The 22,762-nt window shown below is 73.6% G+C and carries 26 protein-coding genes and 1 riboswitch; of the genes, 10 read left to right on the top strand and 16 right to left on the bottom strand.

What is annotated here, in order from left to right:
- Positions 1-16: 16 nt before the first annotated feature.
- The 5 genes from BLT76_RS00240 to BLT76_RS00220 form a co-directional block, all read right to left on the bottom strand.
- Positions 17-1,258 (bottom strand): helix-turn-helix domain-containing protein, encoded by a 1,242-nt coding sequence (locus tag BLT76_RS00240; RefSeq protein ID WP_090849578.1) that lies wholly within the window; start codon positions 1,256-1,258, stop codon positions 17-19.
- Positions 1,259-1,320: 62 nt separating this feature from the next.
- Positions 1,321-2,382, bottom strand: coding sequence for an alpha/beta hydrolase family protein (locus BLT76_RS00235; protein ID WP_090849576.1), 1,062 nt, complete (start codon positions 2,380-2,382; stop codon positions 1,321-1,323).
- Complete coding sequence (locus tag BLT76_RS00230; protein ID WP_090849574.1) at positions 2,379-3,512, bottom strand: XdhC family protein; 1,134 nt, start codon at positions 3,510-3,512, stop codon at positions 2,379-2,381. The genes BLT76_RS00235 and BLT76_RS00230 overlap by 4 nt, the downstream gene beginning before the upstream one ends.
- On the bottom strand, positions 3,505-4,626 hold the full coding sequence (locus BLT76_RS00225) for a vWA domain-containing protein (protein WP_090849572.1): 1,122 nt from the start codon (positions 4,624-4,626) through the stop codon (positions 3,505-3,507). Before BLT76_RS00225 ends, BLT76_RS00230 begins: the two co-directional genes overlap by 8 nt.
- On the bottom strand, positions 4,623-5,498 hold the full coding sequence (locus BLT76_RS00220; protein WP_090849570.1) for an AAA family ATPase: 876 nt from the start codon (positions 5,496-5,498) through the stop codon (positions 4,623-4,625). The genes BLT76_RS00225 and BLT76_RS00220 overlap by 4 nt, the downstream gene beginning before the upstream one ends.
- A gap of 17 nt (positions 5,499-5,515) precedes the next feature.
- Here BLT76_RS00220 and BLT76_RS00215 point away from each other — a divergent pair, with 17 nt between their 5' ends.
- Positions 5,516-5,758: a DUF3253 domain-containing protein gene (locus BLT76_RS00215; protein ID WP_090849569.1), complete on the top strand. Its 243-nt coding sequence runs from the start codon at positions 5,516-5,518 to the stop codon at positions 5,756-5,758.
- On the opposite strand, the gene BLT76_RS00210 is transcribed toward BLT76_RS00215, so the two are convergent.
- The 6 genes from BLT76_RS00210 to BLT76_RS00185 all read right to left on the bottom strand — a co-directional run bounded on the left by BLT76_RS00210 (position 5,749) and on the right by BLT76_RS00185 (position 11,292).
- A complete protein-coding gene (locus tag BLT76_RS00210) occupies positions 5,749-6,324 on the bottom strand; it encodes a nucleotidyltransferase family protein (RefSeq protein ID WP_090849567.1) in 576 nt (191 codons plus the stop codon). The genes BLT76_RS00215 and BLT76_RS00210 overlap by 10 nt on opposite strands.
- Positions 6,321-6,989: a hypothetical protein gene (locus BLT76_RS00205; RefSeq protein WP_090849565.1), complete on the bottom strand. Its 669-nt coding sequence runs from the start codon at positions 6,987-6,989 to the stop codon at positions 6,321-6,323. Before BLT76_RS00205 ends, BLT76_RS00210 begins: the two co-directional genes overlap by 4 nt.
- The gene (locus BLT76_RS00200; RefSeq protein WP_244509193.1) at positions 6,986-7,522 is read right to left on the bottom strand and encodes an RNA polymerase sigma factor; all 537 of its coding nucleotides are present in this window, start codon (positions 7,520-7,522) and stop codon (positions 6,986-6,988) included. Before BLT76_RS00200 ends, BLT76_RS00205 begins: the two co-directional genes overlap by 4 nt.
- Positions 7,523-7,776: 254 nt before the next feature.
- Positions 7,777-9,408 carry a chaperonin GroEL gene (gene groL, locus BLT76_RS00195; RefSeq protein WP_090849563.1) on the bottom strand — a complete coding sequence of 544 codons (1,632 nt, stop codon included), beginning with the start codon at positions 9,406-9,408 and terminating at the stop codon, positions 7,777-7,779.
- A 200-nt stretch (positions 9,409-9,608) separates the two neighbouring features.
- Entirely contained in the window at positions 9,609-10,451 is an 843-nt protein-coding gene (locus BLT76_RS00190) for an ATP-grasp domain-containing protein (protein WP_090849561.1), read from the bottom strand.
- Positions 10,452-10,461: 10 nt separating this feature from the next.
- The gene (locus BLT76_RS00185; protein ID WP_090849559.1) at positions 10,462-11,292 is read right to left on the bottom strand and encodes an SGNH/GDSL hydrolase family protein; all 831 of its coding nucleotides are present in this window, start codon (positions 11,290-11,292) and stop codon (positions 10,462-10,464) included.
- Positions 11,293-11,402: 110 nt separating this feature from the next.
- On the opposite strand from BLT76_RS00185, the gene BLT76_RS00180 reads away from it, so the two are divergent.
- The 5 genes from BLT76_RS00180 (at position 11,403) to BLT76_RS00160 (ending at position 14,453) form a co-directional block, all read left to right on the top strand.
- Complete coding sequence (locus tag BLT76_RS00180) at positions 11,403-11,771, top strand: YciI family protein (RefSeq protein WP_090849557.1); 369 nt, start codon at positions 11,403-11,405, stop codon at positions 11,769-11,771.
- Positions 11,768-12,115: a YciI family protein gene (locus BLT76_RS00175; protein ID WP_090849555.1), complete on the top strand. Its 348-nt coding sequence runs from the start codon at positions 11,768-11,770 to the stop codon at positions 12,113-12,115. The genes BLT76_RS00180 and BLT76_RS00175 overlap by 4 nt, the downstream gene beginning before the upstream one ends.
- Positions 12,116-12,118: 3 nt before the next feature.
- Positions 12,119-12,436 carry a YciI family protein gene (locus BLT76_RS00170; protein WP_090849553.1) on the top strand — a complete coding sequence of 106 codons (318 nt, stop codon included), beginning with the start codon at positions 12,119-12,121 and terminating at the stop codon, positions 12,434-12,436.
- A gap of 182 nt (positions 12,437-12,618) precedes the next feature.
- Complete coding sequence (locus BLT76_RS00165; protein ID WP_308632312.1) at positions 12,619-13,635, top strand: RNA polymerase sigma factor; 1,017 nt, start codon at positions 12,619-12,621, stop codon at positions 13,633-13,635.
- 41 nt (positions 13,636-13,676) lie between these two features.
- Entirely contained in the window at positions 13,677-14,453 is a 777-nt protein-coding gene (locus BLT76_RS00160) for a hypothetical protein (protein WP_090849550.1), read from the top strand.
- A gap of 12 nt (positions 14,454-14,465) precedes the next feature.
- Here the strand turns inward: BLT76_RS00160 and BLT76_RS00155 are convergent, their stop codons facing one another.
- Positions 14,466-14,759: a helix-turn-helix domain-containing protein gene (locus tag BLT76_RS00155; RefSeq protein WP_090849548.1), complete on the bottom strand. Its 294-nt coding sequence runs from the start codon at positions 14,757-14,759 to the stop codon at positions 14,466-14,468.
- Between the two features lie 153 nt (positions 14,760-14,912).
- Between BLT76_RS00155 and BLT76_RS00150 the strand changes: the two genes are divergently transcribed.
- Positions 14,913-15,254, top strand: coding sequence for a DUF6907 domain-containing protein (locus tag BLT76_RS00150; protein WP_139175359.1), 342 nt, complete (start codon positions 14,913-14,915; stop codon positions 15,252-15,254).
- Positions 15,255-15,259: 5 nt separating this feature from the next.
- On the top strand, positions 15,260-16,483 hold the full coding sequence (locus BLT76_RS00145; protein WP_090849544.1) for a PucR-like N-terminal domain-containing protein: 1,224 nt from the start codon (positions 15,260-15,262) through the stop codon (positions 16,481-16,483).
- Here the strand turns inward: BLT76_RS00145 and BLT76_RS00140 are convergent.
- Both BLT76_RS00140 and thrC read right to left on the bottom strand, forming a co-directional pair.
- Complete coding sequence (locus BLT76_RS00140) at positions 16,458-16,733, bottom strand: MoaD/ThiS family protein (RefSeq protein ID WP_090849542.1); 276 nt, start codon at positions 16,731-16,733, stop codon at positions 16,458-16,460. The two genes, BLT76_RS00145 and BLT76_RS00140, sit on opposite strands and share 26 nt — an antisense overlap.
- Positions 16,734-16,799: 66 nt before the next feature.
- The gene (thrC, locus tag BLT76_RS00135) at positions 16,800-18,065 is read right to left on the bottom strand and encodes a threonine synthase (RefSeq protein WP_090849540.1); all 1,266 of its coding nucleotides are present in this window, start codon (positions 18,063-18,065) and stop codon (positions 16,800-16,802) included.
- Between the two features lie 9 nt (positions 18,066-18,074).
- Positions 18,075-18,217, bottom strand: a riboswitch (SAM riboswitch).
- Positions 18,218-18,381: 164 nt separating this feature from the next.
- On the opposite strand from thrC, the gene BLT76_RS00130 reads away from it, so the two are divergent.
- Both BLT76_RS00130 and BLT76_RS00125 read left to right on the top strand, forming a co-directional pair.
- Complete coding sequence (locus BLT76_RS00130; RefSeq protein WP_139175358.1) at positions 18,382-19,197, top strand: hypothetical protein; 816 nt, start codon at positions 18,382-18,384, stop codon at positions 19,195-19,197.
- Positions 19,194-20,582, top strand: a complete 1,389-nt coding sequence (locus tag BLT76_RS00125) for a glycosyltransferase family protein (RefSeq protein ID WP_090849536.1) — start codon at positions 19,194-19,196, stop codon at positions 20,580-20,582. The genes BLT76_RS00130 and BLT76_RS00125 overlap by 4 nt, the downstream gene beginning before the upstream one ends.
- Positions 20,583-20,588: 6 nt before the next feature.
- On the opposite strand, the gene BLT76_RS00120 is transcribed toward BLT76_RS00125, so the two are convergent.
- Together BLT76_RS00120 and pseB are read right to left on the bottom strand one after the other, a co-directional pair.
- Positions 20,589-21,713, bottom strand: a complete 1,125-nt coding sequence (locus BLT76_RS00120; protein WP_090849534.1) for a DegT/DnrJ/EryC1/StrS family aminotransferase — start codon at positions 21,711-21,713, stop codon at positions 20,589-20,591.
- Positions 21,714-21,741: 28 nt separating this feature from the next.
- A complete protein-coding gene (gene pseB, locus BLT76_RS00115; protein ID WP_090849532.1) occupies positions 21,742-22,722 on the bottom strand; it encodes a UDP-N-acetylglucosamine 4,6-dehydratase (inverting) in 981 nt (326 codons plus the stop codon).
- Positions 22,723-22,762 lie beyond the last annotated feature (40 nt).

Genomic DNA, 22,762 nt, shown 5'->3' with positions numbered 1-22,762 from the left:
ACCGGGGACGGCGCGGTCAGCGCCGCGCGACCGCGAGCCGCCCCTTCAGCAGGGGTACGGCGGGGTGCGCGCGCCCGCCCACTCCCCCGCTGAGCGAGCGGAGGCAGACCTCCAGCACCTCGACGTCGTACGGCGCGAGCTCGCTGTAGCGGACCACGGCGTCGGGCTGCGGGTCGGCGAGCAGCGCCTCGCGCAGGGCGACGGCGACGTACTCGGCGAGCTCGCCGAGCGCGGGACTGTCGGTGCCGGGGAGCAGGTCGCCGCCGTACGCCTCGACCGCGGCCGCGACGTGCCCGCGGCGCAGCAGCCCGAGCACGTGGTCGACGTCGGTCGCGACCGGCATCAGCAGTCGGTAGGGCCGGGAGGAGAGCTGGCCGCCGAGCGCGGAGCGCAGGTGCGAGACCTCGGCCTTGAGCGTGGAGAAGGTGACCGGCTGGTCGCCGTACACGAGGGCGTGCAGCTGCTCCAGCGAGAGCCCCTCGGGGTGCATGGCGAGCAGGGCCAGGATCTCCGTCTGGCGCCGGTTGAGCAGCAGCCGCTGGCCGTCGAGGCGGGTCTCGGCCGTGCCGAGGAGCGTCATCACCAGGCCCGGATCGTGGGTGTCGTCGGCACCGGCCGTCCCGGCGGTGGAGCGGGGCAGGGCCGACTCGATCAGCCGGGCCATCACCCGTGCGGTGGCGAGCCCGATCGGGTGGGTGCGGTCCCAGGTGGTCGACAGGTCGAGGACGCCGAGCTCGACCCCCGTCACCGGGTCGTGGACCGGGGCCGCCCAGCAGACCCAGTTGTGCACGATCGAGGCGTAGTGCTCGGCGCTGAAGACCATCGCCGGGGCATCGAGCCGGGTGGCCAGGTCGAGGGCGTTGGTGCCGACCGACCCGTCGTCCCAGCGGCCGCCGGCGACGAAGTTCACCGTCTCGGCCTTGCGCCGCATCACGCGGCCGCCGTACGTCCACAGGATCCGGGTCTGCGGATCGGTCACGGCGACGACCAGGTCACCGTCCTCGGCGGTACGGCGCAGCTCGGACTCGACGCTCTCGACCGCCACCTGCAGCGGCGAGCCCCGCCAGATCGAGGCGGTCTCGGACTCGTCGGCCAGCGGCGCCTCGGTGACGTCGGGCGAGACGGTCGCCTCGGACCGGGCCCAGCTGCTCAGGATCTCCGGCCGGACGAGCGGCTCGGCGTCGTCGCCGTGCTCGACGAACGTGCTCCAGGCCTCGACGGCGTGGTGCCGCCTCGTGCGCAGCTCGCGAGCGTCCATCGCGTCTCCCCCGGGTCGGTGCTCGCACTGTAGCCGGGAGGGTGATGGGCGTCACCCGTCGTCTACACGTCGAGCCGGCGCTTCAGGAAGCGCACCGTCTCCTCGATGGAGGCCTGCCACTCCGGGACGAACGCGTGCCGCTCGCCGTCGTACACCTCGAGCCGGCTCTCGACGCCGGCCTCGGTGAGCAGCCGCTGGGTGGTCCGCGCCCAGGGGAACGGGCACTGCTCGTCGTCGGTGCCGTGGTGCATCAGCACCGGCTCGGTGATCCGGTCGAAGTAGGTGCGCGAGGAGAGGCCGCGGTAGACCTCGGGCGCCTCCTGCGGCGTGCCGAACCGCTCGTAGACCGCGTCGACCGCGTCGGGCCGGCTGACCGCCGTGAAGTGGCGCAGGTTGTCGAGGTAGCGCGAGCTCACGCTGGCGTAGACCACGGCCGCGTCGACGATGCCGGGCTGGGCGACCAGCGCGTTGAGCGTGATCCCGCCGCCCATCGACCGGCCGAGCATGGCCATCTTGTCGGCGTCGACGTAGGGCTCGCGCTTGAGCGACGCGACGGCGTTCAGGGCGTCGCGGGTGTAGCCGATCCGGCTCTCCCGGTCCAGCGCGGTCGCCGGGTCCGAGCCAGCGTGGCCGCGGTAGTCGGTGTGCAGGACGACGAAGCCCGCGTTGGCCAGCCAGTCCTGCTCGCGGGCCAGGCCCTGGCCGGTGACGTAGACGTCGGGGTCGATGTAGCCGTGGTTGAGCACGATCCCCGGGAACGGCCCTTCGCCCTTCGGCCGGAGCAGCACCCCGCTGACCCGCACGTCGCCGCTGCGGTAGACCACCCGGTGCCGCGTGTACGACGCCGTCTCGCCCTCCAGCTCGGTGAACCGGATCCGGCTGCCCCGGAACTCCTCGCGCATCAGCTGCGGCAGCGAGGTCCGGTCGGTCACCGGCGGAAGGGTGTCGGCAGGCTCGGCGGGCTCGGCGGGCTCCGTGGGGGTGGGCGCGGAGGTCGCGCTCGGCTGCTGCGTCGGGGGCGTGGACGCGGACGGCGCCGCGTCCGGGGCGTCCGAGGAGTCGTCGTCGCTGCAGGCCACCAGGGGGGCGAGCAGGAGCAGGGCGGCGGCCGCCGTACGTCTCATGCGAGAGGTCCTTCCCGGTGGATCCGTCCCTGGGTGTGCGCGAGCGGCTCGCCGGAGCCGCCCCAGCGGCCGGCGATGATCTCGGCGGCGATGCTGACCGCCGTCTCCTCGGGCGTGCGGGCGCCGAGGTCGAGCCCGATCGGGCTGGACAGCCGGGCCAGCTCGTCGTCGGTGAGACCGGCCTCCTTCAGCCGAGCCGTCCGGTCCTCGTGCGTACGACGGGAGCCCATCGCCCCGACGTAGGCGATCTCGGGCAGCCGGAGCGCCACCTCGAGGAGCGGTACGTCGAACTTCGGGTCGTGGGTCAGCACGGTGACGACGGTCCGCGGGTCGATCGCACCGGCTTCGGCCTGCGCGGCGAGGTAGCGGTGCGGCCAGTCGACGACCACCTCGTCGGCGTCGGGGAACCGGCTCGCCGTGGCGAAGACCGGCCGCGCGTCGCAGACCGTGACCCGGTAGCCGAGGAAGCTGCCGACCCGGGCCACCGCCGCCGCGAAGTCGATCGCGCCGAAGACCAGCATCCGCGGCTGGGGCGCGAACGCCCAGACGAACACCCGCATCCCCTCCCCGCGCCGCTCGCCGTCGGGGCCGTAGGTCAGCGTGGCGTTCGTGCCCGCCGCCAGCAGTCCGAGCGCATCGTCGGCGACGGCCGCGTCGGCCCGCGGCGAGCCGAGGCTGCCGACCCCCTCCGTCTCCGGCCGTACGACGAGCCGCCGCCCGAGCCAGGCCGGGTCGGGGTGCTCGACGACCGTGGCGAGCGCCACCGGACGGCCGGCGGCGACGTCGGCCGCGATCTCGCCGAGCTCGGGGAAGGTCGCGCGCGAGACCTGCTCGACGTAGACGTCGAGGATCCCGCCGCAGGTGAGCCCGACCGCGAACGCGTCGTCGTCGGAGACGCCGTACCGCTCGAGGACGGGGACGCCCTCCTCGACGACCGACCCGGAGAGCTCGTAGACCGCGCCCTCGACGCAGCCGCCGGACACCGATCCGACCGCGGTCCCGTCGGGGCCGACCAGCATCGAGGCGCCGGGCGGGCGCGGGGCGGACCGGAAGGTCGCGACCACGGTCGCCACCCCGACGGTCTCGCCGGCCTCCCACCAGGCCAGCAGCTCGGGCAGCACGTCACGCACGGGCGACCACCTCCACCAGCTCGGCGTAGGTGGCGAGCGAGTGACCCGCGACGAAGTCGTCGACGTGCGGCAGCACGGCGAGGATGCCCCGCTGGACCGGCTCGTAGCCGGCCTTGCCGCGGTGCGGGTTGACCCACACGACCCGGTGCGCGACCCGGTGCAGCCGGGCCACCTGGGCGGTCAGCTCGGTGGTGTCGCCCCGCTCCCAGCCGTCGCTGAACACGACGACCACCGCACCGCGGGCGGTCCCCCGCTGGCCCCAGCGGTCGAGGAACGAGCGCAGCGTCTCGCCGAGCCGGGTGCCGCCGGACCAGTCCGGGACCGTCCGGCCGGCGGCGACCAGCGCGCGCTCGGGGTCGCGCAGCCGCAGGGCGCGGGTGACGTGGGTGAGCCGGGTGCCGAGCGTGAACGTCTCGACCGACGCGGGCGCGGCCTGGGTGAAGCGGTGCGCGAGCCGGAGCAGCGCGTCGGCGTACCCGCTCATCGAGCCGGACACGTCGACCAGCAGCACCACCCGGCGCGGCTTGCGGCCGCGGCGGCGTCGAGCGATCTCGGCCGGCTCGCCCATCCGCCGCAGGCTGGCGCGCAGGGTGCGGGAGGCGTCCACGTCGCCGCGGTGCCACGGCCGGTGCCGCGGCGTACGACGGAACGGCACCCGGGGCCGCAGCGACGAGAACAGCGCTGTCAGGCGCTGCCGCTCGGCCGGCGACAGGGTGGCCACGTCGCGGTGCCGCAGCACCTCCACCTCGCTGGCCCGCGCCCGGACGACCTCGGCGTCCTCACCGGGTCCGCCCGTCCCGTCGCCGTCGGTCTCCGGCAGGTCGGTCGCCACGGGGGTGACCGGCTGCGGCGGACGCGGTCGCGGGAGTCCGTCGCGCGCACCGAACCAGGCGGCGAAGACGGCGTCGTACCGCTCGAGGTCGTCAGGGCCGCTGCACAGCGTCGCCCGGCCGGCGGCGTACGTCGCCCGCCGGTCGTCGATCCCGACCAGCGCGACCGCCTCCAGGAAGCCGCGCGAGCGGTCGGGGGTCACCGGCACGCCCGCCGCCCGCAGCGCCCGGGCGAAGCCGAGCAGCACCTCGTCGGCCTCGTGGCTCGTGCCGGGAGCGCTCATGCCAGCATCCGCTCCAGCGCGCCGCGGACCCGGTCGGCGTCCTCGCGGTACTTCACCAGCGCCCCGAGCGTCCGCGCGGCCGTCGCGAGGTCGAGCTCGACCGTGCCGAGGTGGTGCAGGGCCCGGGCCCAGTCGAGGGTCTCAGCGACCCCGGGCGGCTTCACCAGCTCACCGCCGTCCCGCAGCCGCTGGACGACGCCGACCACCTGCGCGGCCAGGGCCGCCGACACCTCGGGCGCGCGGGACCGCACGATCTGGACCTCGCGCTCCAGGTCCGGGTGGTCGATCCAGTGATAGAGGCAGCGCCGCTTCAGCGCGTCGTGCAGCTCGCGCGTGCGGTTGCTCGTCAGCACGACGTACGGCGGGGTCGCGGCGCGGACGGTCCCGAGCTCGGGGATGGTCACCTGGTAGGTGGCGAGCACCTCCAGCAGGAACGCCTCGAACTCGTCGTCGGCCCGGTCGACCTCGTCGACCAGCAGCACCGCGGGCGCCTGCTGCAGCGCGGCCAGCACGGGGCGGGCGAGCAGGAAGCGCTCGTCGTACAGGCTCTTCTCGGCCTCCTCGACGTCCGCTCCACCGGCCGCCTCCAGCGCACGCAGGTGCAGGATCTGGCGCGGGAAGTCCCAGTCGTAGAGCGCCTGGCTGGCGTCGATGCCCTCGTAGCACTGGAGCCGCACCAGCGGCAGGCCCAGGCTCTCGGCCAGCGCCTCAGCGAGGGCGGTCTTGCCGGTGCCGGGCTCGCCCTCGAGCAGCAGCGGCCGCTCCATCCGCAGGGCCAGGAAGGCCACGGTCGCCAGGTCGTCGTCGCAGAGGTAGCCGGTCGCCGCCAGGCGCGCCGCGACGTCGGCCGCAGTGTGCAGCTCACCCTCCATGGGGAAAGGCTACTGACGTGACCGAACTGGAGCAGCGGATCCTGGCCCTGCTCGACGCCCGCGCCGCCGACGCGTCGATCTGCCCGAGCGACGTCGCCCGCGACGTGGACCCCGACGACTGGCGCCCGCTCATGCAGCCGGTGCGCGACGCCGCCGCCCGGCTGGCGGCGTCCGGACGGGTCGAGGTCACCCAACGAGGCCGGGTGGTCGACGTAACGACGGCCCGGGGCCCGGTGCGGATCCGCCGCCCTCAGGCGTAGTCGACGTCCCGGCCGGTCGCCAGGTCGCCGCACTCCACCAGGGTCACGTCGTGGGCGCGGAGGTGGTCGCGCGCACCGTGGTCGCCGGTCGCCGTCGCGACGACCGGGGCCCAGTGGTCACGACCGAGGAGCACCGGGTGGCCCGGGACTCCGTCGTACGACGCCCGCGCGAGGGTGGTCGGCCCGGTGGCGGACGCGAGCACCCGGGCGACCACGTCGGCCGTGACGTCGGGCAGGTCGACCAGGTGCACCAGGGCCGCGTCGGCCGACCCGCTCAGCGAGGTCAGCCCCGCGCGGAGCGAGGAGGACATGCCCTCGGCCCAGTCGTGGGCGACGACGACATCGGCGCCGCGCCCGTCGAGCAGGGCCACGGCCTCGTCGACCACGGCCCCCAGGACCACGGTCACCTCGGCGCAGCCGCCGGCGTGCAGCACGTCGACGGAGCGGGCGAGCCAGGCCTCACCCGCTCCGTCGTCGGAGGTGTCCACGACCAGCGCCTTGGGCCGGCCCATCCGGGTCCCGGCCCCCGCGGCCAGCAGCAGGCCGTGGACGGCGGGCGTGCTCACCCGCCGAAGGCGTCCGTGTAGAGCTGCTCGAGCTCCGGCGTCGCCGGGCCGCTAAAGCCGCAGACCGTGACCTGGCCGTCGGTGGCCGAGACCAGGTAGGTCTCGCCCACCTGGAAGTCGACCGCGCCGATCAGCTGGGTCATCTCCTCCGACGGCTGCACCACCTCGACCCGGTCGGCCTCGTCACCGGCGTACGTCGTGGTGGGCGTCAGCACCACGGTGCCGTCGCTGATCTCGTCGACCGTGCCAGCGAAGGCGACCTGCTGCTGGGCGAGCACCTCGGCGTTGGGGACCATGCACCGCCCGCTCGCCCCGGTGGGCGCGCGGAGGCTGATGACCACCGGCTCGGGGCCATCGCTGCTGCCGGTGCCGTTCTCGGCGACCGGCGGCGCCGAGTCGTCGTCGGGCGAGCCGGTCAGCGTGAAGACTCCGACGCCCCCGATGACCAGCACCGCCGCGGCGGCGACCAGCCAGGTGAGCGGGTTGCGTCCGCGGGTGCCCGTGCGGCGCTCGGGGACCTGCGTCTCGGTGTCGTGGCTCATGGTGTCCTCCAGGAGTCGGGCGACCCGCTCGGGGTCGGCCGGGCCGAGGGAGGCAGCCGGGTCCGCGGCGCGCAGGCGCGCGCGCAGCTCGTCGTCACGGTCGAAGTCGTGCGTGTCGGTCATGGCCTTCTCCCCTCTCTCGACTCCTCATGTCCGACACGCCCGTCGACCTTTCGCAGCTCGTCGGCCAATTTCTGCCGGGCCCGGTGCAACCGGATGCTGGCGGCGTTGGGGGTGATGCCGAGGACGGTGGCGATCTCGCCGGGCCCCAGCTGCTCCCAGGCCCACAGGCGCAGGAGCTCCGCGTCGGGCGGGCGCAGCGCCGCGAGCGCCGCGGTCACGGCCTCGTCGCCCGACCCCTCGGCCGGGTCCGGCACGACGTCGGGCACCCCGGCGCTGGCGACCTTCGCCGCCAGCCGGCGCTGGCGCCGCTCGCCGCGCTCGGCGTTCGCCAGGCAGTTGCGGGCCACGCCGTACGCCCACGGCAGGGCCTCGGCCGGGATCTGGTCGGCCCGGCGCCAGCAGACCAGGAGGGTGTCGGCCAGCACGTCGTCGGCGGTCGCCGGATCGGTACGACGCAGCAGGAACCGCCGCAGCGGCTCGACCAGCCCCCGGGCGAGCTCCTCGAACTCGGCCCGGCGCACCTCGTCGTCCACGTCGTTCCTCTCGCTGGTGGTCCGGCCCGGTCCGGGTACCCCGGGGGCCAGCCTCTCAAATGCGGGAAGGCCCCGGTCCCTCGTGGGGATCGGGGCCTTCCTGCTGGTGCTGTGGTGCGTGGTGCGGTGTCCTTGCGGAACCTGGATCCCGGTCTCGATACGCGTCGCACGTCCGTCGCTTCGCTCCGGTCGTGCCGACGCTACTCGACCTGATCGACCACGCTGCCCGCGACTTCGTCGCGGGCAGCTGTCGATCAGAAGTCCATGCCGCCCATGCCGCCGGTCGGGTCGCCGCCCATGGGCGCCGCCTTCTCCGGCTTGTCGGCCACGACGGCCTCGGTGGTGAGGAACAGCGCGGCGATCGACGCGGCGTTCTGCAGCGCCGAGCGGGTGACCTTCGCCGGGTCGATGATGCCCTCGGCGATCATGTCGACGTACTCGCCGTTGGCGGCGTTGAGGCCGTGACCCGCGGTGAGGTTCGCGACCTTCTCCGCCACGACGCCGCCCTCGAGGCCGGCGTTGATGGCGATCTGCTTCAGCGGGGCCGAGGTGGCCACGCGGACGATGTTGGCACCGGTGGCCTCGTCGCCCACCAGGTCCAGCTTGTCGAACGCGGTGGCGGCAGCCTGCACCAGGGCGACGCCGCCGCCGGCGACGATGCCCTCCTCGACGGCCGCCTTCGCGTTGCGAACGGCGTCCTCGATGCGGTGCTTGCGCTCCTTGAGCTCGACCTCGGTGGCCGCGCCGACCTTGATGACGGCCACGCCGCCGGCCAGCTTGGCGAGGCGCTCCTGGAGCTTCTCGCGGTCGTAGTCGGAGTCCGACTTCTCGATCTCGGCGCGGATCTGGTTGACCCGGCCCTCGATCTGGGCCGCGTCGCCGGCACCCTCGACGATGGTGGTCTCGTCCTTGGTGATGACGACCTTGCGGGCCTGGCCGAGCAGCTCGATGCCGGTGGTCTCGAGCTTGAGGCCGACCTCCTCGGAGATGACCTGGCCGCCGGTCAGGATCGCGATGTCCTGCAGCATGGCCTTGCGGCGGTCACCGAAGCCCGGAGCCTTGACGGCGACGGACTTGAAGGTGCCACGAATCTTGTTGACCACCAGGGTCGAGAGGGCCTCGCCGTCGACGTCCTCGGCGATGATCAGCAGCGGCTTGCCGGACTGCATGACCTTCTCGAGGAGCGGCAGCAGGTCCTTGACGTTCGAGACCTTCGAGTTCGCCACGAGGATGTAGGGGTCCTCCAGGACCGTCTCCATGCGCTCGGGGTCGGTGACGAAGTAGGCCGAGATGTAGCCCTTGTCGAACCGCATGCCCTCGGTGAGCTCCAGGTCGATGCCGAACGTGTTCGACTCCTCGACCGTGATGACGCCCTCCTTGCCGACCTTGTCCATCGCCTCGGCGATGGCGTCACCGACGGTGGTGTCGCCACCGGCGGAGATGGTGGCGGTGGCGGCGATCTGCTCGCGCGTCTCGACGTCCTTGGCCATGCCGAGCAGCTGCTCGGACACGGCGGCGACGGCGGCCTCGATGCCGCGCTTGAGACCCATCGGGTTCGCACCGGCGGCCACGTTGCGCAGGCCCTCGCGGACCATCGCCTGGGCGAGCACGGTGGCGGTGGTGGTGCCGTCGCCAGCGACGTCGTCCGTCTTCTTGGCGACCTCCTTGACGAGCTCGGCACCGATCTTCTCGTAGGGGTCCTCGAGCTCGATCTCCTTGGCGATGCTCACACCGTCGTTGGTGATCGTGGGGGCGCCCCACTTCTTCTCCAGGACGACGTTGCGGCCCTTGGGACCGAGGGTGACCTTGACGGCGTCGGCGAGCGTGTTCATGCCACGCTCGAGGCCGCGCCGGGCCTCCTCGTTGAAAGCAATCAGCTTGGGCATAACTCCTGCGATTCCTCACGCTTAGAGTTGTGGATCCGGTTCGGTGGGTTGCCCGCGACGGACGGTCCTGCGTGACCGGCGAACCCTTTCTCGCCGGCGCTCGGACCTCAACTGGCACCGATCCGGTTTGTCACTCTCATGGTAAGAGTGCCAACCCAATGTTTAGCACTCGCCCCCTGCGAGTGCAAGAAGATCGTGCCTCACAGCCGGGCCTGCACCGCGTCCGCGAAGGCCACGGCGTTGCCGGGGATCACGTCGAGGTAGAGCCCGGGCTCGGTGGCCTCGACCTCGCTGACCACGAGGCGGCCGTCGTACCGCATCAGGTCGACGCGGGCGTAGGCGAGCGAGGAGCCGAGGAGCTCCTCGACCGCACGGACCGTGGTCACCGCGAGCTCGGCCGGCTCCGGCTCCAGCTCGGCGAGGTACGACGCGCCGCCGTACTGCTCGTGGACGCGCACCTCGCCGGCGGCCGCCACCTTGCGGACCTGGCTGGTGGCCCGACCGTCGAGGACGAAGACGGAGATCTCGCCGTCGGTGTGCACGGACTCGACGACCGGCTGGGCCAGCCAGGGGCCGTGCTCGGCCTCGGGGGTCCAGGCGTCGGCGTCGTCGACCACGATCAGGCCGCGGCCGCCGGCCCCGACGCGCGGCTTCACCACGGCGCGCCCGTGCTCGGCGACGGCGGCGGCCACGCCGGCCCGGTCGTCGACCAGTGCGCTCGGCACGATCGGGACGCCGCGCCCGGCGAGCTCGACGAGGTAGCGCTTGTCGGTGTTCCAGCGGAAGAGGGCGGCGCCGTTGAGCAGCACCGGACCGGCCGCCTCGACGGTCTCGGCCCAGGCCAGGAACTCCTCGAGCCGCCACTCGTAGTCCCACGTCGAGCGGACCGCGACCACCGACGCCGCCGCCCAGTCGACCTCGGCGTCGTCCCAGCGGACCCACCGGGCGTCGATCCCGCGCCGGGCCAGCTCGATGTCCAGGGCCTCGTGGCCGGGCTCGCCGTCGGGCATCGCCGCGAAGGTGGTCAGCAGGACGTCGCTCATGTAGCGAACGCTACAAGTGCGGCAGGCTGTGGCCGAACGGCACCCGGTCGTGCACGCCGAGCGCGGCCAGCACCGACGGGAGCATCGCCTTCGCGGTCCGCTTGTAGCCCAGCGCGCTGGGGTGGAACCGGTCGAGGCTGAACATCTCCTCGGGATTCGTGATGAAGAACGGGCCGACCACGTGGGACAGGGACACGACGTGGGCGCCGGAGCGCACCGCCGCCAGACGCTGGGCGTGGGCGAGCTGCTTGGAGGCCCGGGACCCGAGGGAGCGCAGCGGCTGCGGCACCGGCCGGAGCATGCCGAGGTCGGGGCAGGTCCCGACCACCACGGCGGTCCCCCGCTCGCGCAGCCGGACGATCGCGGCCTCCAGGTCGCGCACCGAGTCGGCGAGCGGGACCCGGTGGGTGACGTCGTTCCCGCCGACCACGATCACCGCCACGTCCGCCACGTACGACGGCGGCAGCCGGTCGAGCTGCCCCGCGAGCGCCGAGGTCTCGGCCCCGACCACGGCCACCGTGCGCAGCCGGACCGCACGCTGCGTGGAGGTCGCGAGCGCCCGGGCGATCCGCCCGCCGAGGGTCTCCTTGGGCCTCTCCGCCCCGAGCCCGGCCGCGATCGAGTCGCCCACGAGCAGCAGGTCGACAGGGTCGCCGTACCTCTTCTTCCAGGTGCGGTCGGCGTCGATCGCGTGCTCGCCGAGCGGCTTCCCGATGATCGCGCGCGCCTTGGCGGCCTGGGCACGGAGCAGCTGACGGGAGCCGACGACGAAGCCGACGCCGAGGAGTCCGGCCGCCCCGAGGGCGGTGCCGGCGGCCCGGGCGGCGCGGGGAGTGCTCATGGGGAGGTCCAATCACGGTCACCTGAACGGATTCCTGCCGGGAGGTGTCGATTCGGGTCGACCTGGGCCGTCACCACCGTGACACATCACCCGTGAGAGAGGATCGACCCATGACGGAGTACGTCGTACTGCTGCCCGGTGACGAGAGCCGCTGGGAGGCCGCCACCGCCGAGGAGAGGGTGGCCACCTACGCCCGCCACGAGGAGTTCTCCCGACTGCTGGCCGAGCGCGGCCACCGCGTGACCGGAGGCTCCGAGCTCACCCACTCGCGGACCGCGAAGGTGGTCCGACGTACCCCCGAGGGCGGGCACGCCGTGACCGACGGCCCGTACGCCGAGGCCGTCGAGCAGCTGAGCGGCTTCTACATCGTCGAGAGCGACGACCTCGACGACCTGCTGGAGATCTGCGGCGTGCTGGCCTCGGTCGACGAGGGCGTCGAGGTGCGCGCGGCCGTCGACCACGGCGGGGACCCGGCATGAGGTTCGTGGTGCTGATGGCCGAGGCCGACCACTTCGCGCGGTGGTCGGCGCTCGGCGAGGACGAGCAGGGCGCGGTGTTCGAGGCGTTCGGCGCCTTCGAGGCGGCCGTCGTCGAGCGCGGCGGGTCGGTGGTCGGCGGCGAGGGCCTCGCCCCGGTCGCCGAGGCCCGGACCATCCGGCCCGGCCCGGACCGGGTCGTGACCGAGGGCCCGTACGCCGAGTCCGTCGAGCAGCTCGGGGGCTTCTTCGTCGTCGACCTGCCCGACCTGGCGACGGCCGTCGAGACCGCCCGGCTGCTGCCCGCGTCGTACCTGGTCGAGGTCCGGCCCGCGTCGGACGGCTGAGCGATGCGCTTCCTGGTGCTGCTCGGCGGCGTCGGCCACCACGAGCTGTGGGAGGGTGCGGGCGAGGCGACCCGCGAGCGGATGATCGCCGACTACCACGCGTTCGCCGACGCCGTCCGGGCCCGCGGGACGCTGGTCGTGGGCGACGCGCTGCCGCCGCCGGGGCGGGTGACCGACGGGCCGTTCGCCGAGGCGGTCGAGCAGCTGGGCGGCTTCTACGTCGTCGACCTGCCCGACCTGGCGGGCGCCGACGAGGTGGCCCGGCTGCTGCCGCACGAGCACGACGTCGTCGTCCTGCCGACGCTGGGGGTCGAGGTCTGAGCCCGCTCGAGACGCTCCTGCGCGACGAGTGGGGCCGGCTGCTGGCCCTGCTCGTCGCGCAGTACCGACGTCTCGACCTGGCCGAGGACGGGCTCGCCGACGCGTTCGAGGCGGCCGCCCGCACGTGGACCACGCCTCCGGACAACCCCGCCGCCTGGCTGCTGACCGCGGCCCGACGGCGGGTGCTCGACCGGCTCCGGGCCGAGGCGGTGGCCGCCCGGAGGCTCCCGCTGCTCGAGGTCGACGCCGCGGTGCAGGAGGGAGCGGGGCGGGTGATGGCGGACGCCGGAGAGGTGGTCGTGGACGAGCGGCTGCGGCTGGTGCTGCTCTGCGCGCACCCCAGGCTGTCGCGCGAGGCGGCCGCGGCGCTCACGCTGCGGCTGGTGCTCGGCGTCGCCACCGAGGACGTCGCCCGGCTGTTCCTGGTGCCGACCGCGACCATGGCGGCGCGCCTGACCCGGGCGCGGAAGCGACTGGCGGACGCACGGTTCGTCGTACCCCCGCCGGCGGAGCTGGCCGCGCGGGTCGACGTGGTCGCGGACGTCGCCTACCTCGCCTTCACCGCGGGGTACGCCCCGGGCTCCGGCGCCGACGTGCTCCGCACCGACGTCGCCGCCGAGGCGGTCCGGCTGGTGCGCGTGCTCCGCTCCGTCCTGCCGGACGGCCCCTGGCCGGAGCTCGACGCGCTGCTCGCCCTGATGCTCCTCCAGCACGCCCGCCGCGACGCCCGGGTCGAGGACGGCCGGCTGGTGCTGCTGCCCGACCAGGACCGCTCCCGCTGGCACCACCACGAGATCCTCGAGGCGCTCGACCTGCTGCGCCCGCTCGTGGACGCGCGGCCCGCGCCGTACCTCCTCCAGGCGCTGGTCGCCGCCGAGCACGCCGTCGCCGTCTCCGCCGAGGCGACCGCCTGGGACCGCATCGTCGACCGGTACGACGAGCTGCTCGCCCTCGCCGACTCCCCCGTGGTCCGGCTCAACCGGGCGGTCGCGGTCGCCGAGCGCTCCGGCCCCGCCGCCGGGCTGGCCGCGCTCGACGGCGTCGCCCTGCGCGGCCACCGGCTGCCCGCCGTACGGGCCGAGCTGCTGGCGCGGTCCGGTCGGGTCGAGGAGGCCAGGCTCGCCTACGACGCCGCGCTCGCCCTCTGCGCCAACGAGGCGGAATCCACGCATCTGCGGACGCGGCGCGGCGAGCTGTGAGAGCGTGCGGCTCCTCCTGCCCATCTGCCCGAGGAGTCCCTGTGCGTCGTCTCTTCCTGGCGCTGACCGCCGTGATCCTCGCCCTCCCCGTGCCCGGCGCGGTCGCCCGTCCGCCCGACGCCGAACGACGTGCGCTCGAGTGGGGGGTCTACATCGGGGCGCACCACGACGACCTGATCGAGTTCACCGTGACCGCGCGGTCCCACGTCCGGTTCTGGATCATGGCCGGCTCACCCGACAACGGCTGGCCCGACGTCCCCGAGAACCGCACGTACGACGTGCAGATCCGTCGCGCGAGCATGCTGGCCGCCCGGGCGCCGGCCTGGCGCACGCGGTGGACCGGACTGACGGCCGAACGCCTCCGGCTGCGCATCGGCGGGGGCCGCGTGCCCTGCCTGCGGATCCGCCAGCACTCCTTCGGCCTCACGAGCGCCTGGTCGCGGCCCGACTGCGTCGTCCGCGGGCGCGACGACGCGCGGGTCCGTCGTACCGGCCCGATGCACGTCGAGCGCGACACCGCCTACCCCGACCGACGGGCCACGGTCCTCGGCGAGGGCGGCACCCTCCGGCTGCGTGGCGTCCCCCGGGGTGCGCGCTACGGCGTGGTCTACACCGATCGGTACGACGGACGCGGCTGGCCGCACATCCGGACCATCGGCTCCCGGGACGTCTACACCTCAGGGGGCACGGGCGCGCACGGTCTCGGGTGGGACGCCCGCCCGGCCGCGCCCCGTCGCGGGACCCTGGTGATCGACACCGAGTACGGCTCGACCGAGCCGATCGGCGCGCTGGTGGTCATCCCCCGCTGGGTGCGCTGACCGCCTCGAGCGTCACTCCGAGCCCAGCGCCGGCAGCACCGGCGGCAGCAGGTCCACGATCGCGACCTCCAGCACCTGGCTGAGCGCCACCAGCGAGGTGAGGGTCGGGTTCATCGGCGTCCCCGGGCGCGACTCGCCCTTCTCGTACTTCTGGTAGGTGAAGGACGTCAGCCCCGCCAGGTGGGCCACCCGCTCCTGACTGATCCCCTTCGCCGCGCGAGCGCGCGCGAGGTTCTGGCCGAGCTCGCGGGCGAACTCCTCCCACGTCGGGGTCGTCGTACCGTCTGCTGCCACACGGCCCAGCATCCCGCATCCCTTCCGACCGGATGCCCATACGGGTATGGTAAAGTCATGCTCAAGGTCGGACCTGTGGACGGCGCCCCCCGCCGACGCCGCGTCGTCGGCGGTCACCCCTACGGTCGGACCCACCAGGAGGCCACGGCACCGGAGGTGGGGCAGATGACCAGACCCGAGCGACCCGTCCCCTCGTGGCTGGCCGAGCACTGTCCGCCGTGGTGCGTCCGCGAGCACCACGAGGGCGACCACGTCGAGGACCGCTATCACCAGGACGAGCCGGGGATCTACCCCGTCGTCGGCGGGACGGCCGACACCGTGCCGATCACGTCCTCGCTCGAAGCGGTCGAGCTGGTGGTCCGCCGCGGTCGCCACGTCGGCGAGTCCGTCACCTGGGTCGCGGTCGAGGCGATCGACCGCACCGGCCCGCGCCTGCTGCTCACCCTGGAGTCCGCCCGACACCTCGCCAGCCACCTGGTCCGCCGGCTCGGCACGGTGGACGGCTGACCGGGGTGCTCACCCACGAGGCGACGTACGGCGGCCGCCCACTGCTCCCGCCCGACCTGGTCGTCGAGCTCGGCCGTCGAGCACCGGCCCTGACCGAGCTGGTCGCCGACCGCGTCCGCACCGACGTCCCCGACCTCGCGGGCCCGCGCACCGACCGGCGGCACCGACGACTCGCAGGCGCCGCGACCGTCGCGACGCACCACTTCCTCGAGCTCGCCCGCGGCCGGGCCCGCTCACCGGTGCCGGTCTACCAGCTCTTCCGGCAGGTCGGGTACGGCGAGGCCGTCGAGGGCCACGGACTCGGTCCGGTGCGGGCCGCGCTCCGCATCGCCGCCCACGAGGCCTGGTCGACGGTGCGGGAGTTCGCCTCCGAGCACACGCTCACCGCCAACGACCTCGGCCTCCTCGGTGACGCGCTGTTCGACCTGCTCATCCACGTCGACGAGCAGGTCGTCCACGGCCACGCGATGGCCGAGCACGCCCTCGACCGCGACGTCGGCCGGGCCCGGGCCCGGCTGCTGGACGCCCTCCTGGGCGGCGCCGACCGACCTCGGCTCGACGCCGAGGCGGCGCGGGCCGAGTGGCCGGTCCCCGCGAGCGTGGTGGTCCTCGCCGCCACCTTCCACGGCACCCTCCGCCTCGACGGGGTTCCCGACCAGGTCCTGGCCCGCACGACCTCCAGCCCGGCGGTCCTCGTGTGCGACGCCGCGCTCGCCGACCAGGTGGTCGGTCGGCTCCGCTCGGCCGCGCCCGACGTCCGCGTGGTGGTCGCCTGGCCGGTGCCCGCCGAGGAGGTGGGAGCGGCCCACGCCTGGTGCACGCGGGTCCTGGGCCTGGTCGACCAGGGCGTGATCGCGCCGGCGCCGGTCCTGTGGTGCCGCGACCACCGCACCCAGGTCTGGCTGCACGCCGACCCGGTGCTGCGCGCGCCCCTCCGCGACGAGCTGCTCCAGCCCCTGCTGGACGCCACGCCCCACGCGCGCGACATCCTGTCGGAGACCTTCCTCGCCTGGCTCGAGACGCGCGCGAGCGCCCCCGCGCTCGCCCACCGCCTGGGCGTACATCCCCAGACGGTGCGCTACCGCTGGAAGCGGATCAACGAGCTCTTCGGGTCGGCGCTGCAGGACCCGGAGTTCCTGCTCCTGGCGACGATGCTGCTGAGGTCGAGCGTGCTGAGGACGAGCGTCCCCCGGCCGGACCCGCTCAGCCGCCCGCCACCGCCGGGATGACCGAGATCTGGGTGCCGTCCGGGGTCGGGGTGGCCAGGTTGTCGAGGAAGCGCACGTCCTCGTTGCCGACGTAGACGTTCACGAAGCGCCGCAGCTCGCCCGAGTCGTCGAGGATCCGCCCCTTGATCCCGGCGTACGACGCGTCGAGGTCCGCGATCACCTCGCCCAGGCTCGCGCCCGAGGCGGTGACCTCGGACTCGCCGCCGGTGTAGGTGCGCAGGATGGTCGGGATGCGGACGGAGACGCTCACGGTTCTTCTCTCCTCGTCGGTGTCGGTGGTCGAGTGCCTCGCGAGGAACGCGAGGTGTATCGAGACTCAGGCCAGGCCGGTCGCCACGAAGGCGGCGTACGACGGCGCGATGGTCGCGATCGGGCCGACCGAGTCGGCGACCGCGTCGAGCGTCTTGAGCCCGTGCCCGGTGTTGATGACGACGGTCTCCAGCGAGGTGTCCAGCTGACCGGACTCGACGAGCTTCTTCAGCACGCCCACGGTGGTGCCGCCGGCGGTCTCGGTGAAGATGCCCTCGGTGCGGGCCAGCAGTACGATCGCCTCGCGGACCTCGTCGTCGCTGATGTCCTCGACGGCTCCGCCGGTCTCGCGGCAGATGTCGAGGACGTAGATCCCGTCGGCCGGGTTGCCGATGGCCAGGCTCTTGGCGATGGTGTCCGGCTTGACCGGACGGATCGCGTCGACGCCGGCCTTGTAGGCGACCGAGACGGGCGAGCAGCCGGTGGCCTGGGCGCCGTACACCTTGTAGGGCTTGTCCTCGACCAGGCCGAGCTTGATCAGCTCCTGGAAGGCCTTGTGCACCTTGGTCAGCTGGGAGCCGGACGCGACCGGGATCACGATCTGGTCGGGCAGCCGCCAGCCGAGCTGCTCGGCGATCTCGTAGCCCAGGGTCTTGGAGCCCTCGGCGTAGTAGGGACGGACGTTGACGTTGACGAACGCCCACCCGTCCTCTTCGCCCGCGATCTCCGAGGCGAGCTTGTTGACGTCGTCGTAGTTGCCGTCGACCGCGACCAGGTTCTCGGTGTAGACCGCCGAGTTGACCTGCTTGGGCTTCTCCAGGTTGCTGGGGATGAAGACCACGGTCTTGATCCCGGCCCGGGCACCGGCCGCGGCGACCGCGTTGGCCAGGTTGCCGGTCGAGGGACAGGCGAAGACCTTCGCGTCGAGCTCGCGGGCCGCGCTCAGGGCGCAGGCGACGACACGGTCCTTGAAGGAGTTGGTCGGGTTGGTGCTGTCGTCCTTGACCCACAGGTTGTCGATGCCGAGCGTGGCACCCAGGTTGTGGGCCTTCAGCAGCCGGGTGAAGCCGGGCTCCATGTTGGGGCTCTGCTCGATGTCGTCCGGCACGGGGAGCAGCGCCTTGTAGCGCCAGATGTTGCGGGGGCCGGCCTCGATCTCCTCGCGCGTCACCTGCGGGAAGTCGTAGGCGATCTCGAGGGGTCCGAAGCACTCCGGACACGCGTAGAACGGGCCGAGCTCGACCTGGTGCCCGCACTCGCGGCAGGAGAGGGCGGTGGCGTTGCCGAACGCACCCTCACGCAGGGTCTTCTTCTCGGTGACAACAGCGCTCATGAGTCCTCCTCCTCATCTTCCCCGGCGCGACCGTCGCGGTCCGGGCGGAATTGGCACCGTCTCCACGTCCGATCCCGAAGTCCGGGAGGCGGAGGCTCGTGGCGGTTGCCGGGACTTCACTGGGCCGTTCCCTCAGTCCCTCTTGATGAGCTGAGACAGACTGTACGGCGCCCGTCTCACCATGTGCACATCGGTTCCGGGATGTGGGACATGAGGGGTGGGCCCGCCCCGACCCAACGGCGGTCGTCGGGTCGGGGCCCGCGCCAGGCATAATCGCGCTGCCCGCCGCTCGGTGGGACGCGACGGAAGGATGCTCGTGCCGCCAGTCCCCTCGGCCCCGCCGGCGCGACCGGAGCCGCTCGCCCTGCTCGCCGAGACGATCGTCGAGCACCTGACCCGGCGCCACCGCTCCCCGCAGGGCGGGACGACCCTGGTCAGGGGTGACACCGGCGACGACTGGCGCGCCGCCGTACGCACGCACGACGCTCCTGGTCGCCGGGTCCTCCTGCTGCTCGCGGGTGACGACGTCCCCGGTGACCTCGAGGCGCACGCGGCCGGGGCCGGGTTGGCGCTCTCGCGCGCAGTGCCGTACGGCGTGCTGCTGGGGGGTGGGGACTCCGTGCTGGCCCCGCTCGACCGGACCCACCGCTGGCGGCGCGTGCTGTCGTGGCTGCCGTACGACCCGCGGCTCCTCGACCTCGCCGTCACCCTCGACGGCGTGCTCGGCGCGGCCCTCCCCGACGCGACTGCGCCGCGCCGCCTCGTGATCCTGGACCCGGTCGGAACGCCCGCGCCCGACGTACCCGACGACCCCGGCCCGGCCGACCTCGACCCGCTGCTGACGACGAGCCGGACCCGCTACCTCTGCTTCGCGGTCGTCGCTCAGCTCGCGCAGCGGCTGGCGTCGCTCGAGATCGCGTCCGTCCTGCCCCCGCAGCGCGCCGAGGAGTACGACGCCTGGCAGGCGGCGCACGCGGTGGACGACCAGGTCACCCGGATCCTGGGCGCCTGGTCGACGGGGTGCGCACGCCGGATGCGGCACGGCGCCGACGTCACGCTGGCCTCCGACTACCCGCTGGCCCGGCAGCTCCTCGAGCAGCACTACCGCGTCTTCGACGGCGGTCCGGCATGAGGCCCACCGCTCTCCTGAGCTACCTCTGGGACAAACAGCAGCACGTCCTCGACAGCTACCTCGCCCGGGTGCGCGTGGACGTCGTCGTCACCCCGGCCGCCCTCGTCACCGACCACCTGCGCCGCATCGCTGCTGCGCACGGGTGCGAGCTGGTCACCGTCGAGAGCCTCCACCCGCCGCGTCGTCGGACGACGGCACGGTCGGCACCCCTGCAGCGAGCGCTCCGACGACACCTGCGGACCGCCTCCTGGGCACCCGACGACCTCGACGCGGAGTCCGCCGCCCAGGTCGCCGGCCACCTCCGGACCCGGCTGGCCGTCGACGTCCCGATCGCCGTCGAGGTGCTCGACGCGCTCGCCCGCGTCGACGAGGCCTACGACGTCGTGCTGTTCGCGACCAGCGAGGACATCGTGCAGCGCTCGAAGGTCGCGACCGCCTGGGCCGGTGCTCACGGCATCCCGACGGTGCACCTGGCCCACGCGATCGCCCTGGTCGACCCCTACACCGTCCACGCCCATCTGCTGGCCGACACCCTCGTCGTCTACGGCGAGCGCGGCGCCGAGGGCTATCTCGACCTCGGGATCGCCCGCGAGCGGATCGAGGTCACCGGCAACCCGTCCTGGGACGTCTACGCGTCGCTGCGTCACGAGCGCGAGCGGCTCCGCCGGGACCTGCTCGCCGAGCACGACCTCGACCCCGACGCGCCGATCGTCGTGTTCGGCACCACCTGGTCGGCCCACCTGACGGCGCAGGAGACCGGCGCGGCGCACGCCCGGACCCTCAGCGCCTTCGTCGCGGCCTGCGTGGAGCTGGAGCGCTCGGGCGTGCGAGTGAACGCGGTCGTCAAGGACCGGCCCAACAACGTCGCCGCCGGCCGGGACCTGCTCCACCGCCTGGTGTCCGAGCACGGGCCGACCGACCAGCGGTTCGCCTACGCCACCGACGACCCGGAGCCGTGGGTCGCCGGCTCGGACGTCCTGGTCGCCGTCGACTCCAACCTGCTGGTGGAGGCGATGCTGGCCGGCACGCCCGCCGTCAACCTCGTCGGCGTGGCGCTGCGCCCGATCCCGCCCGCCTTCGACGGCGAGAGCGGGGTCGTCGAGGCGGAGCCCGACGAGCTGGCCGCCGAGCTGCGGGCCATCCTCGTGGACCCGGCGGTCCGCTCGGAGCTGGCGGCCCGCACCGAGCTCCGGCTGTCGCACTACCACCACGGTGGGATCGACGGACGGTCCACCGAGCGGGTCGCCGCCCTGCTCGTCCGACTGACCCGCCGGCCGTCCCGGCTTCGCGAGCTGCGCCGGCGCCTCACCCGGCAGCGCAACCGGCTCCGGCGCCGCTGGCGGCGTGCCCGGCGCGCGGCCCGGCGGCGGGGTGGGCGGGACTGAGACCGCTCAGCGCAGCGCGGCGCGGAGGGCGTCGACGACGCGGTCGACGTCGTCGTCGGTGAGGTCCGGGAACAGCGGGAGCGAGAGCTCCTGCGCGTAGAAGGCCTCGGCGTTCGGGCACGCGCCCCGACGGTGACCCAGGTCCGCGTAGACCGGGTGCCAGTAGACGGGGATGTAGTTGACCTGGACGCCGATGCCCGCCGCCCGCATCCGGTCGTAGACCTCGCGCCGGCGGCCCTCCAGGACCCGGACCGGGTAGAGGTGCCACACCGGGTCCGCCCCCGGGCGGCGCCCGGGCAGCGCGAGGCCGGGTACGTCGGCGAGCCGCTCGTCGTACCGCGCCACGATCTCCGCGCGGCGCCGCTTGAACGCCTCGAGCCGGTTCAGCTGCGACAGCCCGAGGGCGGACGCGACGTCGGTGAGCCGGTAGTTCACGCCCAGCTCGTGCACCTCCTGGTGCCACGGCCCCTCGTCGGTCATCCGGAAGCGGGCCGGGTCGCGGACCAGCCCGATGAAGTGGAACTCGTGGGCGCGCTGGGCGAGGGCCGGGTCCCGGAACACGGCCGCGCCCCCCTCGCCGGTCGTCAGGTTCTTGGTCGGGAAGAACGAGAAGGTCGTCATGTCGGCGAGGTCGCCGACCGGCCGGCCGTCCAGCGTGGCCCCGATCGAGTGGGCGGCGTCGGCGAGGGTGAGGGCCCCGACCTCGTTGGCGAGCGGCTGGAGCCGGCCGTAGTCGGCGGGCTGACCCGCGTAGTCGACGGCGGTCACGACCTTGGTGCGCTCGCCCACGGCGGCGGCGACGGCGTCGGGGTCGATCAGGCCGGTCTCGGGATCGATGTCGGCGAAGACCACGGAGGCACCGAGCAGGCTGGCGCCCGAGGCCGACGCGACGAACGTCATCGGGGTGCACACCACCTCGTCGCCGGGCCCCACCCCGGCGGCGGCGTACGCCATGTGCAGCGCCGCCGTACCCGAGGTGCAGGAGACGGCGCGGTGCCCGCCCGCCAGCTCCCCGATCCGCTGCTCGAGCTCGGCCACGAGCGGACCCGTGGTCAGCCAGTCGCCCCGGAGAGCGGCGACGACCGCGTCGATGTCGGCGTCGGAGATGGACTGCCGACCGTACGGAAGCACGCTGCTCCTCCTCTCGTCCGCGCCCGCGTCAGGCGAGGATCGCGGCGATCTGGTCGCGGGTGTACCACTCGTCGTTGGTGTCGGAGCGGTAGGCGAACCCCGGACCGACGGGCGTCGTCCCCGACGGGGCCCGGTAGCCCCAGGTCGCGAGGTCCGGCTGGATGACGTAGTAGCGACCGTCCTCGAGGACCAGGGCGCGGCGGCCCTCCTCGGGACTGATCATCTCCTCGTGGAGCTTCTCCCCCGGGCGCAGCCCGACGTCGTGCATCTCCGCACCGGGCGCGATCGCCTGCGCCAGGTCCGTCACCTTCATCGAGGGGATGCGGGGCACGAGCAGCTCGCCGCCCTGCATGAGGTCGAAGGTGTCGACCACCATCCGCACCGCCTGCTCGAGGGTGATGAAGAAGCGGGTGCACCGCAGGTCGGTGATGGGCAGCGACCGCCCCTCGGCGGCCAGCCGCCGGAAGTAGGGGATGACCGAACCCCGGCTCCCCATGACGTTGCCGTACCGCACGACGGCGAACCTCGTGTCGTAGCCGGCGGCGTAGTGGTTCCCGGAGATGAACAGTTTGTCCGCGGTCAGCTTCGTCGCGCCGTAGAGGTTGATCGGGCTCGAGGCCTTGTCGGTCGAGAGCGCCACGACCTTCTGGACCCCGGTGTCGATCGCCGCCTCGATCACGTTCTGGCTGCCGAGCACATTGGTCTTCACGAACTCGAACGGGTTGTACTCCGCCGTGTCCACCTGCTTGAGGGCGGCGGCGTGAACCACGTGGTCGACGCCGTGCATGGCCCGGGCGAGGCGGCGCTCGTCGCGGACGTCGCCGAGGAACCAGCGCAACCGCGGGTCGTCGCCGAACTGCTGACGCATCTCGTACTGCTTCAGCTCGTCGCGGGAGTAGATGACCAGACGGGCCGGGTCGAGGTGGTCGAGCGCGTATCGGGTGAAGGTCTTGCCGAAGGACCCGGTGCCGCCCGTGATCAGGAGGCTGGCGCGCTGGAGGACGGACACGAGCGCCTATCCTAGGCCCGTGCCACGCCCTGGGACCCCG

This window comes from Nocardioides lianchengensis (assembly GCF_900101465.1).
GTDB classification, from domain to species: Bacteria; Actinomycetota; Actinomycetes; order Propionibacteriales; family Nocardioidaceae; genus Nocardioides; species Nocardioides lianchengensis.
Note: the sequence above shows the minus strand (reverse complement) of the source record. Positions and strands in the feature narration are given on the sequence as shown.

Excerpts from the sequence above, each read along its gene's own strand:
- BLT76_RS00170 (WP_090849553.1), top strand. The coding sequence starts at position 12,119 with ATGCGCTTCCTGGTGCTGCTCGGCGGCGTCGGCCACCACGAGCTGTGG.
- BLT76_RS00125 (WP_090849536.1), top strand. The coding sequence starts at position 19,194 with ATGAGGCCCACCGCTCTCCTGAGCTACCTCTGGGACAAACAGCAGCAC.
- thrC (WP_090849540.1), bottom strand. The coding sequence starts at position 18,065 with ATGAGCGCTGTTGTCACCGAGAAGAAGACCCTGCGTGAGGGTGCGTTC.
- BLT76_RS00190 (WP_090849561.1), bottom strand. The coding sequence starts at position 10,451 with ATGAGCGACGTCCTGCTGACCACCTTCGCGGCGATGCCCGACGGCGAG.
- BLT76_RS00155 (WP_090849548.1), bottom strand. The coding sequence starts at position 14,759 with ATGCTGGGCCGTGTGGCAGCAGACGGTACGACGACCCCGACGTGGGAG.
- BLT76_RS00180 (WP_090849557.1), top strand. The coding sequence starts at position 11,403 with ATGACGGAGTACGTCGTACTGCTGCCCGGTGACGAGAGCCGCTGGGAG.
- BLT76_RS00175 (WP_090849555.1), top strand. The coding sequence starts at position 11,768 with ATGAGGTTCGTGGTGCTGATGGCCGAGGCCGACCACTTCGCGCGGTGG.
- BLT76_RS00235 (WP_090849576.1), bottom strand. The coding sequence starts at position 2,382 with ATGAGACGTACGGCGGCCGCCGCCCTGCTCCTGCTCGCCCCCCTGGTG.
- BLT76_RS00220 (WP_090849570.1), bottom strand. The coding sequence starts at position 5,498 with ATGGAGGGTGAGCTGCACACTGCGGCCGACGTCGCGGCGCGCCTGGCG.
- groL (WP_090849563.1), bottom strand. The coding sequence starts at position 9,408 with ATGCCCAAGCTGATTGCTTTCAACGAGGAGGCCCGGCGCGGCCTCGAG.
- BLT76_RS00205 (WP_090849565.1), bottom strand. The coding sequence starts at position 6,989 with ATGACCGACACGCACGACTTCGACCGTGACGACGAGCTGCGCGCGCGC.
- BLT76_RS00240 (WP_090849578.1), bottom strand. The coding sequence starts at position 1,258 with ATGGACGCTCGCGAGCTGCGCACGAGGCGGCACCACGCCGTCGAGGCC.
- BLT76_RS00185 (WP_090849559.1), bottom strand. The coding sequence starts at position 11,292 with ATGAGCACTCCCCGCGCCGCCCGGGCCGCCGGCACCGCCCTCGGGGCG.
- BLT76_RS00150 (WP_139175359.1), top strand. The coding sequence starts at position 14,913 with ATGACCAGACCCGAGCGACCCGTCCCCTCGTGGCTGGCCGAGCACTGT.
- BLT76_RS00225 (WP_090849572.1), bottom strand. The coding sequence starts at position 4,626 with ATGAGCGCTCCCGGCACGAGCCACGAGGCCGACGAGGTGCTGCTCGGC.